Here is a 17,422-nt window from a genome sequence, read left to right on the forward strand (position 1 = left end):
CGAGGACGACGACCTTGGCAAAACCGTTGGACAGAAGCGCCGAGAACTTGGCGAAACTGATTTCCGACGTGAGACTTTGTTCGAACAAGTACAGCACGAACGGAAGAAGAAGGAACATCAGCGCACCACTGGCACGGTGCAGGATGGACACCTTACCGGCCCAGGGCAAGCGGTAGCGGGCGATGTCGCCCAAACCGATGTTCCTGTAGATGACCGCTCCGTTTTTTGAATCGATTGCCACGTGGTCCTCCAAACAGACTTCAAACAGACTTCAAACAGATTCCTGAGCAGATGAGATTGTTTAGTTCGACGCAACATCCTATCCCCGTAGTGCACGGCCCTCAGGGCTTAGCGCGCGCTTGCAAAACCCGAAAGCGCTAGCGACGCCGTTGCTACAAGGGTCAGTACGCTGCGTAACCGAAAATACCAGGGCGGTATTGCTCCGCCACGCGCAAACCCTGCATCCGTCAACCAGCAGATAGCCAACACGATTGCCATCCTGACAAGAGCGGCGGGCGGCTCGCTGCTGACTGCCACGGCCCATGCCGCGAGCGATGGAACAATGCTCCAGGCAAGCTGCAAGGTGTGCATTCGCGTTGCGGTTTCCGCGCGAAGGGCGAGACCCCAGTGCACTGCACCTACGAACGACGTAATGGACGTCGCGTACACCAGCAGCGAGCGTTGGTATTCACCGCGGCTCGATGTGTCCCCCAGACATAGCCCGGTCAGCACGATAAACGGTATGAGGCCGCTGATCCCGAGTAGGACTGCCAAGCCGCGTACGCTTGTCGTATGCGTACTCATGACTTTGGTGGTGTGACCAATCGCCCGTGGCCACCGTCCACGCCGATCTGTTGGCCGGTGATCCAGGATGCTGCAGGGCTGAGCAGGAATTCCGCAAGCGCCGCGGTATCGTCTCCTTGTCCGAGCCTGCCCAGCGGATTTGCCTTTGCAAGCCGCTCCGCAACTGTTGGAACACTTGTCAGTCGAGATGACATTGCTGACGAGGTCAGCCCCGGGTGAATGCAGTTCACGCGGATATTGCGATCTGCATACGTTGCAGCTGCTGACTGCGCAAGCGCCGCGACGGCTGCCTTCGCGCTGGCAATTGCCTCGTGATTCGGGAAGCCGGCAGTGGCGGCAACCGAGCCGATTAAGACCGCGCTTGCGTGCACTTTGTGGTGAACGGCTTGTTGCACAAACAAGCGCAACGCATTCCACGCCGAAAAGAAATTCGCATCGAGCGCCTGCTTGAGATCGTCCTCTGAAGTCAAATGGAGCGGCTTGACGATGATCGATCCGACGCAGTGTGCGAGGCCTGCCGGCGCGCCGAATCGGGTGACACCGGCTTCAATAGCAAGCTGAGCGCTACTGCGGTCTGTGACGTCGGCCGGGCAGACAAGAACCGAGGCCGGCTGGAGCGCGTCAGCGAGCTGTTCTAACTTCTTCTGGTCTCGCGCTGTGAGTACCAGCGGAATGCCTGAGCTGTTCAAGCGACGCGCCAGGGCGGAGCCCACAGCGCCGCTAGCTCCAGTAATCCATACAAATCCCATCATCACTTCCTGATATGTTCCCAACCGGACAGAGAAGGCACAACGGTCGTGGCCTGACTAAATTCCGCTCAAACCGCATCACGGTCACCATCGCGTGTCGCGCCGGAGCGAGTTAGCGCTTGGCACTGTTGAGCAGGTCTTCGTGACGCACGACCTCAGCCAGGGCGGTCTCAAGCAGCTGTACCGCACGATTCGCGACGTTACCGAGACGGCGATGCAGCAACGCATCGCGAGGCGAGCGGGATAGGCACGCATCGCTGTAACGTTGGAACGCACTGAGTTGGATTACGAGTTCGGCCAAGTGCCGTGGGCACTCGCACTGGATCGTTGAAGTCAGCCCCGCGAAAGCAGCGAGCGCCTTGTCGTCGAAGCGACGCGCCGCGCGCGAGCGCGTGTCAGCGTTCAAAATGTCTGCCTGGCGGAGGGCCGTAGCCCAATCGACCAGCTCTGCGATCAGCGACTCCGGCCTGACTTCAGCATCGGATTGTGGCACTACACGCAAGCCACCGAGGCTCGCCCGTTCAATTGCGCGGGGTGTGCCCGATGTGAAGATCACGCTGATCGCTTTCGCGTGCGCCGCTTCCGCCAGCGCCACAATGCGTAGGATGGTGTCCTCCGTGAGCGAAGGAACGGCGGCAAGCAACGCATCCGCCCTCAGTCCTGCTCGCGCGTCCCGAAACGCTTCTTCAAGCGATCCGGGATGTCCGCAAACATGCATGCTAGCTGAGGCCGAATTCGAGATAGCAATCGGCACTGGCCCTACCATCAAAAGCGAAATAGGCTCGACCTTTGCCGCATGAACGGTTCCAGACGATCGCACGAGAGCCCTTAGAGACTCCACGTTGAGACTCGCAACCGCACCGATAGCGTGGCCGCAATCGACAAGACCTCTGATCAGGCGCAAGCGCTCTATGTCTTCCTCTGTGTAGAGACGTTGGCCCGATGCACTTTTCGGCGGCGCGACAACAGCGTATTTGCGTTCCCAAATGCGCAAGGTGGATGCCGACATGCGAGCCAGTTTTGCCGCTTCGCCGCTTCGGTAATGTCTGGGGGCCAATGATTTATAGAGCCTTTTCACAAGTCCTCCTCGTTGCGCATCTAGGTTAATACGCTGGGGCGACTGCGAACAGAGGACTGTCCAGCAAGGAGCGGTAATGCTGGTCAATGAGTCGAAAATGCGTCGGTATGTTGCTCGGAACCTTGTATGCCAAGCGGGATTGCTCGAGCTCTTAATGTCGTGGACGCCGTTACGCGTCGTATTTCATGAGTCGAGATGGGCTATTCCCCGCGACTGGTTCGCAGACGATGCGCAGAGGATGTGCCGCTGCGCTCGCAATCGTCATTTCTGGATAGCTCCAATTTCCGAGTAGGGTCCGCATAAGGTCATCTTGGTCTTTGCACCGCCTTCACGCCGAAACCAACTCATACTCGACAACGCCAACTGCTTTCGCGGCAGCTTCTGTGCGACGTCACAGTTCCGTCATGTATCAAATCTAGTCTCCGGTGCCAGTACTAAATGTTGGTTCCAGGGGATTGAACATGAAACACATGTACGGCTTGGCAGCCGCCTTGGCTGGAAGCGTTCTCGTCGCCGCATGCGGTGGCGACTCAGTATTGAGCAATGGCACCTCTGCTGCGCAGAGCCAGCCAACGCGAACAATCGTCATGGTCTGGGACGGGCTGCGCCCCGACTCAGTCAATGCAACCGATACACCAAATCTGTATGCATTACGCCAGGCGGGTGTCAACTTCAGCGACAACCACTCGACGTACCCGACCTTCACGATGATGAACGGCTCGTCCTTTGCGACAGGCGCGTTCCCGAAGACCAGCGGGTTCTATGGCAACACCTTCTGGACGCCGCCGCAGGGAGCGACCAACAGCATTCCCGCGGGCAACCTCGGGACGCCGAATAGCACCAAAACTGCGGCTGCATCGGCAGACTATGTCGACCCGATCTTCACCGAGGACTACCAAGTCCTGACCACTCTGAACAATTACTACGGGGGGCAGCTGCTTCTGGTGAAGAGCCTCTTTGCTACGGCCCAGGCTACAGGCTTGACGACTGCGACCGTCGGCAAGTCGGGAGCTGCCTTTATTCAGGATCTGGGGCAGGGTGGGTACTTCCTTGATGAGAACACGGTACAGCCGCGTAGCCTCGTCACCGAACTGCAGAGTGCTGGCTATGCGTTGCCGTTCAATACGCAGTTTGGATACTCAGGGTCCAACGCTGTCACGCTGGCCGCGACGAACGGAGATCCGACCGCGCGCGCCGGCTACATCACCTTCAACACAACGGCCTATGACAGTGCGAGTGGCGTGACCGCCGTCGCAGCCCGCGATAGCAGTGATACCACGCAGGGGGCCCCTGAAGATGCGGCCAACAAATACATGTTGTCGGTGTTCACCAACTACATCCTGCCGAAGAAGCAGCCGATGCTTTCGCTCATCTGGTTCCGCACACCCGATAACGTCGAGCACGGCTATGGCCCGGGGTCGGCGAATGCGATTGCCGGCTTGCGCTCACAGGATCAGCGTCTCGGCGAGCTGGTCAGTGCACTGAAGGCGAACAACCTGTACGCAAGTACCAACCTGATCGTTGTCTCGGACCATGGCCATTCCAGTGTCTCTGGCCCGCTTTCGCTTTACCCACTGCGCGCCATCACGCCTTCGGGAACGGCACCCGGCGGCACGCCAGTCAATGGCGCAACCAGCGGCACGGATGCAGCTGCCATTGGTGCGGTGTCAGCCACGGGCTACTCCTTCTCTGGCGACGTTCGCTCGGCCGATTTGCTGACCTATCGGGGATTCAAGGCATACGACGGCTCGGGTTGTACAACCTCCGCCATGTACGGTCTGCAGGCAAACGGTACGCCCACCGTGCCAGTCAAGGTTGACACGACCGGCTCGCTGTGTGGCACGGCCAATACGAAGTACCAGGCAATCAGCGCAAGCCTGGCGACGCCCGTTGCCAGTTTCAAGGTGCCTGCCCCGGGCAACCTCCCGGCCAATGGCATCGTGGTGGCCGCAAACGGCGGGTCCGATTACTTCTATGTGCCAAGCCATGACGCGACCACAGTACAGAATCTTGTGAAGGTGCTGCAGCAACGCGAAGAGTATGGCGCGATCTTCGTCGATAGCCGGTATGGCGCGCTGCCTGGCACGCTGCCCATGTCCATGGTCAATCTGGAAAACGCGCAGCGGCAGAACAATGGTCAGCCTGATGTGGTGGTCAGCTTCAACTGGGATGATCAGGTCGCGATCAAGGGCATGCCCGGCATCGAGTTCGAAAGCGCGGGCGGCCAGCGTGGCATGCACGGTAGCTTCGGTACGACAGACGTGCATAACACGTTGATTGCGAGCGGCCCATCCTTCCGCTCCAGCACCGTTGTGACCAATCCCACAGGCAACGTTGACGTGGCGCCGACGGTTGCTTACCTGTTGGGCCTGTCGATGCCGCAGGCTGATGGCCGCATCCTGAACGAAGCGCTGCTCAATCCGGCAAGCCCGACTGCGCCGAGCGTCAAGGCGTCGACGGTAAATCCGGTGTCACCCGCAACGGGGCTCAGCTTTGAGGTGCCGACCGACCCGACGGGAGCGACAAAGGATGCTGCGCTGACGCAGGGCAGCTACACCATCAACCTGGCCGTGAAGGATCTGAGCGTTGACGGTAAAACCTATCGATACTTTGACTATGCCAAGGCTGTCCGTCAGTAAAGCAAGCGGTTGGGCGACAAGCGCGGCGCTGCTGTGCTCGGTATTGGCACCGGCAGCCGCGGCCGGTCGCCCGGCGGGGACGTTCGAATCGGTCTTCCAGTCCGGTGACGAACCTGCAGCGCTGTTCTATCGGGCCGAGTTCACAGGCAGCGATGGCGTGCATGTGCTGCAGGTCTGGCGCGACAGGCAAGTGCGCCTACGGCGCAAGACGGATGAGGTTCTTGACACGTATGTCGTTCGGAATTCTGTCGACCCGCTCGAATATCAGATGACGGTGGTGGACTATCGGAAGCGAATCACCACGCGAATTGATCGCAATAACTTGATTCGCCTTGGCCACTTCAGCGACTGGTTCGACCTCGCCCACGGCCTGCGCCATCCGGTCGGCGAGTATCGTCTTGCCCCAACCAGCGCGCCTGCGGGAGCGCCGATACCCGCGTCGGCATGCCGTTGGTACGTGCTGTCGCAGGGTAATACCCTGAATCGGATCTGCTGGAGCGCGCGTGAACATTTACCGATGGTGATCTGGTCTGACGCCAAGGCGTCCGCTGTCTGGCGTGTGACGCAGGTCGAGCACCGGCCAATTGGGGATGATGTCTTCGTCCTTCATGACACCGGCTTCGTGCGCAACGATGCCAACGCCGATATTGAAGGCGATTGAGCGCTGCGCCACCTGGCAAGGTGGCGATCAACCCGTCACAGATGAACGTAACAATGAGCCGACTAATCAGTCTGTGCCTCACAAAGCATTTCGACACAGTTGTACGTCTGGACCCGACGCATTTTTAGGTTCGTCGACTGCTATAACCGGACATTACAACTTGGCACCAACAGGCGAATGACGCAGAATTTGTGTTATGTAAAATTCACACGCCTGGCCTAATATTGTTCCGAATCAAAGCCTTACAGTGCTCCAACGTAATTCCGTGCACTGATACGGCTTGAATTGCTCAGATTGTTGATTATCAATCACTTTTGCAATTCCGTGCACGCCTTCTCGCAAACCGGATTTGACCCGCTCCTCGTGCGCACTTTGTCGCCATGCATGCCCCACGTCGACCAAGTACTCGATAGCACGCCTCTATTTCACTTGCATGGACCTCGATTGCAGCGCGATAGTCATAGCACATGCGCATCGTCTGGTGGACCCATCCGTTGCGATTCTTGTTACTGGGAACGCCTCTATGAAAGTCTCTGTGACTCAGTGCGAAGACATGCTCAAGGCTACGTTTGAGGATGGCAACGAATTAACGGCTAGCGACCCCGTTGTGCTGGGCTCACGTCTCAGGAATCTCGGTGTCCAGCCTGTGGATGTGACGATACCGGACTGGCGCGATGGAGATATCGCGCCGCTTACCGGCAGCAAGATCGCATTGCTGATGGCGTTGCGAGGCATGAAACCAAACTGACGGAGCTCTGGTGTTACTCAACCCGCGCAGCTTCCTCCGCGCATTTACCTGCTTCGCTTAAGCCCCCAATTTTCCGATATGCCGTCTATCAGTGACCGAGGTTCTTCCACTTCCGAGCTGGCGCCGACGTAGCCTTGGGAATACATGCGGTGGAGCCCGGTTACTTCGTCAAGCAGCAGCGTAAGGCGCTCATTCTTCGGCTGCATCAGTTCTTTTCAGGCCCAGACGCCTGCGTGACAGAGTTGCCCTGCGTCTACGCTGCGCGGGCCAACGGAGTGATGGCGCCTAGCGACTAACTGGCCCCTTGGAGCCAACATAGCGTTTGTAGGCCGCGATCCAATCGTGGGCCGTCTCCCATTGTGCTTGCGCCAAGGGAATCTTGCGGTGACACACCAGCGTGTGCAGACGGTTCTCCAGCTTCTCCTTGGCGAGGCTGCCCCAGTTACCGATCACGTGCCGAGGCTGTGGCCAAAGATTTTTTGCGCTATCCGGCGAGCCACCAATCTCCAGCGCAACGAGATGGTCTTCCTCATAGTCCCGCAGTCGCTTGTCGGCATAGCCGTACAGCCGAATCTGCCGCACTTTGAGGTCACGCTTGAATTGCTGCGGTGGACGCACGGTTTTCGTATACACTTTTACTTCGATTCCCACGTGGGTCTTGAGCCAGCTCTTCAATCGAGCGACATCTCCAGCCATCAGAACGGACCACGCATTTGGGTACCAGCGGTCATCTTGCCGGTCGTTGAATTTCATATGAAACGCCTTCGCACCTTTATCGTCGTCGGACGCGGCGCTTCGCTCAAAGCGTACCTCCGCCACTGAGGCAAGGGGCAAGACTGAATCGCGCCGGGATTCGAGGAGGCTCCAACTCTTGAGAGAATGGAGCCATGAACAAGACGAACAAGTTCTCACCCGAGGTGCGCGAGCGCGCGGTGCGCATGGTGCAGGAGCAGCGTCCCGATCTTCGGCTAAACGGTGATGAGCCTCCTGCTCAACCCCGGGTTCGCCCGGGCAGCCGTTCATCTTCTCGCACCAAAGGCCTCCCCAAGCTGCCGCGCACGCTTGATCTCATCGCTGTGCAGGTAGATCGAGGTGGTCGAGACTGAGGCGTGTCTCAAATTGTCGCGCACCGTGGTCAGTTCGGCGCCGCGCGCGAGAGCGTGGGTGGCGTGCGTATGGCGCATCCAGTGTGGGCTGGCCTTGCGCAGTTTCCCTGCCAGCACTGCATGGTCATTCTCGATGATGTCAGCCGCTGTCTCAAAAAACCGCCGCACCACGCTCCACAGCCGCGACCCCGTAATCCCACCCTCTGGATCCAACCCCAATCCCCCAACCAACGGTGTCTTCGGATTCCAGCGCGCCCGCGTGACCGGCAGCCCGCGCTCTACCAAGTAGCGATCGAGCACGTCGCGCGCCAACGGTGGCAGCGCGACCTTGCCAGCGCGACTCCCCTTCCCTACCAGGTTGAGCCAGTGGTCGCCCTGCCGATCCGTTTCGATGTCGCCAACCTTCGCAGAAACGAGTTCGCTGGCGCGCAGACCGGTCGCATAGCCAAAATCCAGCACAAAGCGCAGCCGCTGGGCCGCCGGTGCTTCCCAGCCATACGACCACTCCAAACCGTCCGCGATGGTGCGAACCAACGCCCATTCGCCCTCGGTGAAGGCGTGCGAGGCGTCCAGGGCGGCAGTCCTCCCGCCGCCACGTACCTTGATGCCAGCAAACGGGTTGGCCAGCACGTAGCGCTGCTGGATCAGCCAGTGAAACATCGCGCCCAGCACGGACAAGGCATAGGCGATCGAGCGCGCCGACAGCCCTTCCGCAAACGGACGCCATTCGACAGATGAGCGTGGCCAAGCTGGTCCAACCCACCGTTCCCGCGGCGTCGGCCGACGCAAGAAACCCCGGTAAGCAATCGCATCTTCGGTGGTCAGTGACGACAGCGGCCGACCGCGTTCGACGATCGCCCACAAGATCAGGCGCTCCGCCTCTTTGCGGTATGACCGTTGCGTCGCGGGCGATTCGTGTAGGGAAAGCCAGGCCTGAACGGCCTCGTAATCGTTGTCAGCGGTGAGCACGCAGGTCTCACGTGGCGCACGGAATTGCCCCTGCGAGCCGTCAACCTCGTTGGGCAGGCGCAATTGCTCCCACGGCACCACCACGCCGCGGACCCGCCCTGCGATCAGCGCCCGGGCTCGCTCGGTCAATCGGGGATGTTCGGCAAAGAATGCCTCGATGCGTCGCGCGCTGGCCTGCCCCAATCCGGGGATAACAGCCCACCAACGGCGCCGACGCGGTACACGGACAGTCAGATCTGCCAAGGTGTCGATGCCAGCGGCTCGCAGCGCGGCGACAGTGCGCGCATCCAGCCACAGCGCCACGTCATCGCTGATGGCCGGTTCTGGCAGAGGCAGCGTGCGGAGCAACTCGATCGCTTGGTCGGCTGCTCCGCCCTGTTTGGCGCGTTCGCTTGCTGCAATCTCAAACTGCACCGCCAGATCTTCGCGCTGCCGTCGGCGTGCGAACGCGGCGAGTTGGCGCCGGATGCGACCGAGCACGCCGCGCGAGGATTGCCCCGGAGTCTGGCGCTCGCCTAGATAGCGCTCGATGGCCTCGCGGGTGGACAAGCCGGCATGCCAGGCACGCAGCGCCGCCAGTTCGGCGGGATGCGGAAAACCAGACGGAGTGCCCACGGAGGGATCAACGGGAAGCAGACGCGTTTTCATGGAAGGCAGTTTAGTGCTTCCATGTGGCTATTGCGATAAGAATACTTATCGAAATAGACACTCTATTCGACGTTCTGTGCAAGAAATTCTTCTCCTCAGGTCTAGCGGATCTCTGAGACGAACAAAACAACGACAATTTGAGTCGGTGTTACACTGCTGCCGTCATCCTCGCACAGCCACAGCCAGAACCCATATGGCGGCCACATCTCACACGACTCACTCGACAATGGCAAAACAAACTGGTGCACACCGGCAGCTTCGCTCAGCGATGCTGGGGCTCAGTATTGCCGCGGCCGTGTATCCCTATCTTCTTAGAGGCTTTCATACCTTTCAGGAGACAGTATTTCGTTCGGCGCTATCAGCTTTACTAGAGGCTCTGTTCATGACGGCAGTATTTGCCGTTCCGGCGATCGGTTTGCTTATCGTGGCCAGGCTCTCCGGACATGCACCGAAAACGCGCGCAGAAATACGAGTCCGGCGCTTCGCCTATATGACCGTGGCATCCCCGACGATCTTCGTTTTCTTTGGCGTAGTCTGGTACATGTGTGGTACCCCGATCGAGGATATATGGGTCTGGCCAATTCTCTGGATCGCAATTGCGCTCTGGATCGTATATGCCTCCGATTCGCCCATTTCAGTTGACAAGGAAAATCCATCCCGGTGGCGAATGGCCCATGGTATCGCCGGGTCCCTCGCCCTCGTCTACGTACTGTTTCACGTGGCGAACCATCTTTTTGGACTGTCCGGCCCGGATGCGCATGCAGCCGTCATGAAGGCCGGCCGGATCGTCTACCGTTCGCCGCTGGTTCAGCCTCTTCTCGTAATGGGCATGTTGTTCCAGGTATTCACCGGGATTCGTCTTGCCCTCTTTTGGTCAACAAAACCCGCTGGCTTCCATCGCGTCTTTCAGGTCGCAACCGGCTTCTACCTCTCGTTGTTCATTGTCGGACACATGAATTCGGTCTTTATATTTGCGAGAACATTCCTGAAGATCGATACCGACTGGGCGTTTGCAAGCGGTGCGCCCGCTGGACTCGTGCATGACGTCTGGAACAACCGCCTTATTCCGCATTACGCCCTTGGGGTCTTTTTCGTTCTCTCTCATCTCGCGTCTGGTTTGCGAGTCGTCCTGCTGCATCACGGTGCCAACCAGCGATATGTCAATCGCGTCTGGAATGCAACGGTCGTCCTGAGTGCGGTTGTCGCTATAGCGGTTTCTCTCGCTCTCACGGGCCTGCGCCTGCCGCACGGTTGAACCAGGGATCCAGGTGGGCATGACGGCACCAGGCCCCCGACGTCATGCCCGTTTCCCGCTCGAACCGTCGGGCCAGCTTACCTGTTACCCGCGATTAGTACGCGAACGAGCTAGAGTCCGTTCCGAAGAGGACCTGCTCTAGGCCATCCAATTCTTGTGCTCCTGTTTGGTGGCTGAATGGTTGGTTAACAGCTCACTCATGAGTGGTCGCATCTGGCCCTGATACCGGTGTTGAATATGCCGCATACTCCAGCCACTGCAACGACCGGTTCCGAAGTTGACGAGACGCTTGAATGTCTAAATTGAAGCGCCGGCCGACGGCTGTTCGACTCCCATAGCACGCGTCCGTAGAGACAATCGAAATTTCGGAACGCCGATAGACCCTACTTCTTCAAGCCCTATCTCGATAAACTCCTTGCGCGCCAAAACTACGACTCATAGAATCGCAGTTATTGGTTAGGAAGCTGACTGCTGGAGGCGAGCGCTTTTGGCTCACGTATCCCAAGGTTCGTTTTTAGCCCAACCATCAATCACCGGAGGTAAACATGTCGAAGCGTATTGTTATTGTCGGGGCCGGCTTCGCCGGCATGTGGAGTGCGCTAAGCGCGGCTAGACTGCTCGATGAGCATGGCAGAAAAGACGTGGAAATCACGCTAGTTGCGCCGGACCCGCATCTGCATGTGCGCCCGCGACTCTACGAGGAAGGGCCTGCGAACTTCAGGGCTCCGCTTAACCAACTCTTCGACGCGGTGGGTGTGAACTTCGTGCAAGGCACAGTGGAACGCATTCACATCGAGCGTCGTGCGGTCGATGTGCTCAGCGTCGACCAGCAGCCCTTGACGCTTGCGTACGACCGCCTCGTGCTGGCGGCCGGCAGCCGGCTATACCGTCCGGCGATCCCTGGTCTGGCCGAGCACACTTTTAGCGTAGATCAGACCGACGAGGCAGTCGAGCTCGAGACGCATATCCGCGCCCTGGCATTGCGGCCGGATACACCCGCTCGCAATACAGTAGTGGTGGTAGGCGGCGGCTTCACTGGTATCGAGACGGCGGCGGAAATGCCATCACGCCTGCGCGCTGCGCTTGGCGAACAGGCGGACGTAAAGGTAATCATCGTGGAGCGTAGTGAGTCAATCGGCCCCGAGTTGGGAGCGGGCCCACGTCCGGTTATCGAAGAGGCGCTGCGCGATATCGGCGTGACGTGGCGACTGGGCACAAGCGTAACGTCGGTCGACTCCCACGGCGTCACGCTGGCAGATGGTCAGCGCATCGAATCAGGCACGGTGATCTGGACGGCCGGTCTGCGCGCGAGCCCGCTCACCGAGCAAATTCCCGGTCGTCGAGACGTGGCCGGGCGCCTCCATGTTGATCGGAACCTCGCCGTGGATGGGGTGACGGGTGTCTATGCGACAGGCGACGTGGCCTGCGCCGTTACGGACGACGAAGGCAACCAAACGATGATGTCATGTCAGCACGCTATGAACCTTGGCCGCTCAGCTGGCCATAACGTTGCTGCCGACCTGCTCGGGCTCAAGCAGATCCCGTATAGCCAACCGAAGTACGTGACGTGCCTGGACCTCGGTCCTTGGGGCGCGGTCTACACCGAAGGTTGGGAACGCGAGGTGAAGCTAAAGGGCAAGGAGGCGAAGCAACTGAAGCATCAGATCAATTCCGAGTGGATCTACCCTCCCCGCGCTGATCGCTCGGAGGCCCTAGCGGCTGCGGATCCGCTCCGGATCGTCGTTGCCTAAGCGTTTCGTTTCGGTCATGCCTGCACGCGGGAACCGTCAAGACGTCCCGCGTTTTTTTCGTCATGGACAAGCCGGCACAGCGATGAGCACCGCCAAGTCATCATTACAGACGGTCGCTGCGGCGATTAGTGGCTCGATCAGTGAACCAGTTGATAACCTGGCGCTTATAGCCGGTGGGGGCCTTCGAATACATACTGGCAGCGAGATCGGCAAGCGAATGCTTCTGAAGCTCCGCGCGCATGGCGCGCTCCGCCGCTTCCATCACGGCATGAATTGAACAGGTGCCGCGCGTGGCCCATGCGGGCGGTTCGCCATCGAACAATGCACACTGGGCACGCACCTCGCGACAGTCGAATACGCGCTTGTCGCCGTCGATGGCGTCGACGACATCCTGAACCGTAATCTCTGCGGCCGGTCGTGACAGCGCGAAGCCACCGCGAACACCCTCCGTGGACTCGACGATGCCGGCCTTCGCAAGCCGTGTGAAGAGCTTGGCCGCGTAGTCGACCGGGACACCCTGCATTTCAGCCAGATCGCGCGCGCTTGCCCCGGCCGTTGTTCCCGCAAGATACAGCAGGCAATGCAAACCGTATTCGACACCTGTACTGATGAACGACATGAAGATACGACGACTTGATATATCGGATTTAGTAGAGTACCCCAGCATGGGCATAAAGTCATGCCTGGATTTGAAGTGGCCGAGCGAACTCAGGCGCCAATTGTTGTTCGCTGAGCCTAGGTGATTTTCTTCGAACTTATCTGAACGTCCGATAGCAAGGGCGGAGCAACCTTCGCCATCGAGGGCGCCAGCGCGCGCCAGCACGACTCCGCATATTCACTCAGACTGTCGATGCTGAAGGTGGTCAAATCAAACGCCCCCTTCATGTCCCGCAGCTGCTGCATATGGAAATCCTTATTAGTGATGCGCGCCCTGGTCCATCCAAGAATAAGATATTGAGCGGACCCCGCGTAGGCCCGCTGTCTGGCTTTAGCCGTCGGTTGATTGTCCGTCCAGGCACGAACGCGAGTGACAGAAAATGGCCGATGGCGGCCGGGCGTTGAACTCCCCGGTCAAGCTGGCGGCGATATATGGGAACCCGTGGGAGCACCTAAGCGGCGTGGGTATGCAGACTGCGGCCGATTAGCGTCGCCGATCTACATTGCTGCGTCGTGCATCGGAACAAGCCCGCCTGCGCGCAGACTGACTTTGCGCGGGAATCAATGCGGATTTCGAGATTGATCGACACGGAGGCGTAAGGGTTAAGATGGAACTGATATCGTTGGCCGGGTGTGCGGCGATGCGGGCCGATGCGACTGGCGGATTCTTACACGCGGAGCTTGGCCAGAGCCTGTTGCCTGCGCCCACATTGCCGACATTGCTGTAGGCCTCTGGCTGCTTCACACTAACCGCTGCCGTTCGCATCGGGCCTGACCGCTGAGAACTACTCGCTCCCCGGGCCGCAAGAGATTTCCAGAAGCCCGACGGCAGTGACTCGGAGTTCGACCCAAGACTTCACGGTCGCGGGGGCGAAGCCGGCCAGCCGCCCGAGAAGTCGATGATGGCACCGGTCATAAAACGAGCTTTTATCGTGGCCAGGAAGGTAATCAATTCTCCGATCTCATCCGGCCGCCCAAGCCGGCCCGCAGGTACAGAGCACCTCACAAACTCACGCCCATCGGCGTCATCTACGAAACGTGCCTTTGGGTAATAGGCTTCACTGTAGAGAAAATTTGGCGCAATAGCATTGACTGCAATGTCATTTGGGGCCAACTCAATGACCAGCGATCGGACAAGGGCATCGGCTGCTGCACGCGCCATATCAGGAATCGCACCGCCAGGCATTGGCGAGCGTGTTCGACACGAGGTGATCATCACAATGTTAGCTCCGCCTTGACTCTCCAAGTGCGGTATCGCGCTTTGCAGCAACGCGAATGCTCGTACAACAAGTGCATCCAGCGTCTCGCCCAGCGCGCCGATTGGCGCCGTCTCCTTGGCGTGGTGGATCGCCGGGTGGTGGTCATTGCTAACGAGCGCGTCGATGCGGCCTGTCTCGGCCCATGTTGTCTCGAAGGCAGTGGCTGCGTCACCAGTGAGACGCCTCACGCGTTGCCCTCCTGCCGATCCTGCCCATGGATCGGATTCGGGAAAGCTCGTGTTATGCACGAAGACATTGAAGCCAGCAGCGATCAACGCTTCAACAGCCGGCAATCCTGCATAGCCGCAAGCGTTTGTGACGAAGGCAACTGGTGCGGTGCTGACCATGTCGTCTCCTACTTGCAGTCGGTACGGGGGATGGAGCCACCTGATCGCGATCTTCGCCGTCGCATTGACAGACGACGCTCAGTCGAGCTCTTCCAGCGCTTCCGAAATTTGCTTAGCGTGACCCTAGCGCTAGTTCCATCAATGCCATTTTCCTACCTGATCTGAAGCAGACAACCCCCTCAGATCTCGCGAAGGCTGTGGGGGCCAAAAGGGATTACCGCTGAGCCAGCTAAATAAAGTTGCAGGCAGCCGCCCTGTCTATGCTCTTAAGAACGCCTGTGTTGCCGAGTTCGCGCCGAAAGGCTTCAGGAGTGGTACCGGCGAAGAAGTGAAAGTCCTCGATGAGATGGGCTTGGTCGTAATAGCCGACCGCGACAGCAATACTCGCCCAGCTGGCATGATGGTTTTCGCGCGCCAAGTCAGTCGCGCGCGAAAACCGCATGAGCCGCACAAAGGTCTTTGGCCCAATGCCAACCGTTTCCAGAAACACGCGGCGCAGATGCCGTTCACTTATGCCCAGGTCGGAGGCCACGACGCCCACGTTTGCTTTAAGCATTCTCTTTGCGGCTTCGAATACCAGCGCTGAATGCCCTTGGTACAAGTTGTCAGGCGATAACCGCCCCGCAATGACTCTCTCCAGAATCACTGCCGCATCGGCGGGGCTTGTCGCAGTTAGCAGATCGTCGTATAGGCTTTGCGCGTCTGCGGCGCCCCAGACCTGATCCACAGGTACCACATATCCACGGAACGCAGAGGGGGACGCCCCCAGCACTGCCCTCGCGTGCACCAATTGGAGACGAGCCAATATGGTCCACTGCCCACCGCGAACGATCTTTCGGGTTACGCGTTGACGCGCCCCAAGTACGTGAATGTCCACGCCCCCGCTTATCGAAGAGCCGAGCCTCACTGCGAGGTGCAATTCGGGACGCGGAATCACAATCCTAGGTCCATCCTCATAGCATTCGTCGACGAACATTGCATCGATGACCGCCCGGACCGAGTTGCCTAGCGTTGACGGTTGAGTTAGGTTCGCACGAATATCCATGGACCGATTGTATTCGGGGTTCGGCCGCTGCGCGAACCATGTAGATGCTGTCCGTTTTTTCCAATTCAATCTTTCAACTTGGGAATACAGTCGCTCCGCGTCATTACTCGACTGGAGCGCTCGTATGAAGATTCTCGTAACCGGGGCAACTGGAAAAATCGGAAGCCGGCTCGTCAGAGACTTGACTCGACGTGGCTATCAGGTTCGCGCGCTGGTTCGCGATCGGCTGCACGCCGCACAACTAGAGGGGGATCACGTCGAAGTCGCCGAGGGCGATCTCCTTGATGCGGACTCCCTAGCAGCGGCTGTGCCAGGGACCGACGTAGTCGTGCACTGCGCAGCATTTTTCCGGGGCGCTACGGTGGAGCAGGCTTATAGCACTAACGATCTCGGCACGCGCAGCCTCGCCGCTGCGGCGCGTGCCGCAAGTGTGAACAGGTTCATTTTCATGAGTACAGGGTTGGTCTATGGGCCGACCAGGGGCCTTACAGCGAGCGAAGTCGACCCTTGCGCGCCGACAATGGCCTATCCAATGAGCAAGCTCGCGGCCGAGCGATTCCTGCTCGGCCTTGATGATCTAGATGTGCGAGTGCTGCGGCTGGCTTTTGTGTATGGCGACGGAGATCCACATGTTCAGGAACTGATACCACTCATGCAGGGCTGGCCCGCCAACCAGCGCATGTCGGTCGTACATCATGCAGACGTAGCTCAAGCTGTTGTTCGCGTGCTGGAGGCTTCAGCACTTTCGCACCGCATCTATAACGTGGTTGACGACGAAGCTCCCACGATTGCCGAGCTCTTTGCGTCCGTCGGAGCTGAACCTCCAAACGGCTCGACTCCAGAACGCGCAGCGGATTTCGACACGCTGCTCGAGGGTCGTCGAGTTCGCGAAGATCTCGATTTCAAGCCCAAGTTTTCGCGGTTTGCGGACGCCCTTTCCGCGCACGCCCTCTAGAGTCATTGACTCTACGCCGGAGCTAGGGCTTTCTTGCATTGGCAGGGATGTTCGTATCAGTTTTCTTGAGCGACCCGCACCGGATGTTTGGAACGCAGCTAATGATCACTCGTGGAAGAAAATCTAAGCAATGCGGGCTGCAGATTGTGTGGCCGTTTGATTGCAAGAGGTAGTTGTTTGCATGTTGTTCCTCTTGATTGGCCGCCGTCAGAAAATACGAAGCATCCGACAGCGGTAACGAATGGATCGATGGTTGCGGTGTCGATGCGCACATCGGCGATGCGTCAGTCAGACACCGCTGGATCGTATTGACCTTAGGCGAGCAGCGAAACGCCGACGCGCTGCGCCGCCTCGACCGCCGCGCGATGCAACGGCAGGCGTCCTTCCACCTCGGTGGAAGAGATGAGCAATACTTTGTTGACGTCAGCAAATGCGGTTGTAAGCGTTTCAGGCCGGGTGTAATCGGCCTCTCGCACCTTCACGCCTCGCTTGGCAAGGTCTTGTGCCTTGCCGGGGTTCCGCACCGCCGCCACGATTTGGTCAGCGGGAACAGTTTCCAGCAAAGCGTCAATGACCAATCGGCCAAGCTGGCCCGTTGCGCCTGTAATGGCATACATGTCGTGTCCTCTCTTTGATTCGATTGAAGAGATTCAAAGTGTACGGACGAACGTTTCCCTTGGAAACTATATACCTATCAGTTACCATTATTTTCAGGTTACCGGCCGGAATGCAGGTAACCATCGGGAAACCT

The 17,422-nt window shown here is 58.9% G+C and carries 16 protein-coding genes and 1 pseudogene; 6 read left to right on the forward strand and 11 right to left on the reverse strand.

Features of this window, described 5'->3' with window-relative positions; translation table 11 throughout:
* The 4 genes from sdhC to CFE42_RS08740 all read right to left on the reverse strand — a co-directional run.
* Window positions 1-241 (reverse strand): succinate dehydrogenase, cytochrome b556 subunit (sdhC, locus tag CFE42_RS08725; RefSeq protein ID WP_251471193.1); only part of this gene is annotated, 241 nt, incomplete at its 3' end.
* Between the two features lie 107 nt (window positions 242-348).
* On the reverse strand, window positions 349-804 hold the full coding sequence (locus CFE42_RS08730; RefSeq protein ID WP_037043570.1) for a DUF3429 domain-containing protein: 456 nt from the start codon (window positions 802-804) through the stop codon (window positions 349-351).
* Entirely contained in the window at window positions 801-1,556 is a 756-nt protein-coding gene (locus CFE42_RS08735; RefSeq protein ID WP_338010851.1) for an SDR family oxidoreductase, read from the reverse strand. The genes CFE42_RS08730 and CFE42_RS08735 overlap by 4 nt, the downstream gene beginning before the upstream one ends.
* A 109-nt stretch (window positions 1,557-1,665) precedes the next feature.
* Window positions 1,666-2,631, reverse strand: a complete 966-nt coding sequence (locus tag CFE42_RS08740) for a MerR family transcriptional regulator (RefSeq protein WP_004627185.1) — start codon at window positions 2,629-2,631, stop codon at window positions 1,666-1,668.
* A 461-nt stretch (window positions 2,632-3,092) separates the two neighbouring features.
* Between CFE42_RS08740 and CFE42_RS08745 the strand changes: the two genes are divergently transcribed.
* The 3 genes from CFE42_RS08745 to CFE42_RS08755 all read left to right on the forward strand — a co-directional run bounded on the left by CFE42_RS08745 (window position 3,093) and on the right by CFE42_RS08755 (window position 6,679).
* Complete coding sequence (locus CFE42_RS08745; RefSeq protein WP_004627186.1) at window positions 3,093-5,270, forward strand: alkaline phosphatase family protein; 2,178 nt, start codon at window positions 3,093-3,095, stop codon at window positions 5,268-5,270.
* Window positions 5,248-5,931, forward strand: coding sequence for a hypothetical protein (locus tag CFE42_RS08750; RefSeq protein WP_004627187.1), 684 nt, complete (start codon window positions 5,248-5,250; stop codon window positions 5,929-5,931). Before CFE42_RS08745 ends, CFE42_RS08750 begins: the two co-directional genes overlap by 23 nt.
* Before the next feature lie 523 nt (window positions 5,932-6,454).
* A complete protein-coding gene (locus tag CFE42_RS08755; RefSeq protein ID WP_004627188.1) occupies window positions 6,455-6,679 on the forward strand; it encodes a hypothetical protein in 225 nt (74 codons plus the stop codon).
* A gap of 285 nt (window positions 6,680-6,964) precedes the next feature.
* Here CFE42_RS08755 and CFE42_RS08760 read toward each other — a convergent pair whose 3' ends face one another.
* Window positions 6,965-7,432, reverse strand: a complete 468-nt coding sequence (locus CFE42_RS08760) for a hypothetical protein (RefSeq protein ID WP_004627189.1) — start codon at window positions 7,430-7,432, stop codon at window positions 6,965-6,967.
* 266 nt (window positions 7,433-7,698) lie between these two features.
* Window positions 7,699-9,402: a site-specific integrase gene (locus CFE42_RS08765; RefSeq protein ID WP_004627190.1), complete on the reverse strand. Its 1,704-nt coding sequence runs from the start codon at window positions 9,400-9,402 to the stop codon at window positions 7,699-7,701.
* A 226-nt stretch (window positions 9,403-9,628) separates the two neighbouring features.
* On the opposite strand from CFE42_RS08765, the gene CFE42_RS08770 reads away from it, so the two are divergent.
* A complete protein-coding gene (locus tag CFE42_RS08770; RefSeq protein ID WP_202959015.1) occupies window positions 9,629-10,657 on the forward strand; it encodes a hypothetical protein in 1,029 nt (342 codons plus the stop codon).
* A gap of 545 nt (window positions 10,658-11,202) precedes the next feature.
* Complete coding sequence (locus tag CFE42_RS08775) at window positions 11,203-12,408, forward strand: FAD-dependent oxidoreductase (RefSeq protein WP_004627194.1); 1,206 nt, start codon at window positions 11,203-11,205, stop codon at window positions 12,406-12,408.
* A 103-nt stretch (window positions 12,409-12,511) separates the two neighbouring features.
* Here CFE42_RS08775 and CFE42_RS08780 read toward each other — a convergent pair whose 3' ends face one another.
* The 4 genes from CFE42_RS08780 to CFE42_RS08795 all read right to left on the reverse strand — a co-directional run bounded on the left by CFE42_RS08780 (window position 12,512) and on the right by CFE42_RS08795 (window position 15,398).
* Window positions 12,512-13,027: an Rrf2 family transcriptional regulator gene (locus tag CFE42_RS08780; protein WP_004627196.1), complete on the reverse strand. Its 516-nt coding sequence runs from the start codon at window positions 13,025-13,027 to the stop codon at window positions 12,512-12,514.
* Window positions 13,028-13,143: 116 nt separating this feature from the next.
* On the reverse strand, window positions 13,144-13,311 hold the full coding sequence (locus CFE42_RS08785; protein WP_004627198.1) for a hypothetical protein: 168 nt from the start codon (window positions 13,309-13,311) through the stop codon (window positions 13,144-13,146).
* A 610-nt stretch (window positions 13,312-13,921) separates the two neighbouring features.
* Window positions 13,922-14,671, reverse strand: a complete 750-nt coding sequence (locus CFE42_RS08790; RefSeq protein ID WP_004627202.1) for an SDR family oxidoreductase — start codon at window positions 14,669-14,671, stop codon at window positions 13,922-13,924.
* Between the two features lie 229 nt (window positions 14,672-14,900).
* The gene (locus tag CFE42_RS08795; protein WP_238563716.1) at window positions 14,901-15,398 is read right to left on the reverse strand and encodes a helix-turn-helix domain-containing protein; all 498 of its coding nucleotides are present in this window, start codon (window positions 15,396-15,398) and stop codon (window positions 14,901-14,903) included.
* A gap of 442 nt (window positions 15,399-15,840) precedes the next feature.
* On the opposite strand from CFE42_RS08795, the gene CFE42_RS08800 reads away from it, so the two are divergent.
* Complete coding sequence (locus CFE42_RS08800; RefSeq protein WP_004627206.1) at window positions 15,841-16,671, forward strand: NAD-dependent epimerase/dehydratase family protein; 831 nt, start codon at window positions 15,841-15,843, stop codon at window positions 16,669-16,671.
* 317 nt (window positions 16,672-16,988) lie between these two features.
* Here the strand turns inward: CFE42_RS08800 and CFE42_RS08805 are convergent.
* Window positions 16,989-17,288, reverse strand: a pseudogene (locus CFE42_RS08805) (NAD(P)H-binding protein); the annotation flags it as partial.
* Window positions 17,289-17,422: the final 134 nt, after the last annotated feature.

Origin of the sequence: Ralstonia sp. PBBBR1 (genome assembly GCF_002256165.1) — a bacterium.
Classification (GTDB): domain Bacteria; phylum Pseudomonadota; class Gammaproteobacteria; order Burkholderiales; family Burkholderiaceae; genus Ralstonia; species Ralstonia thomasii.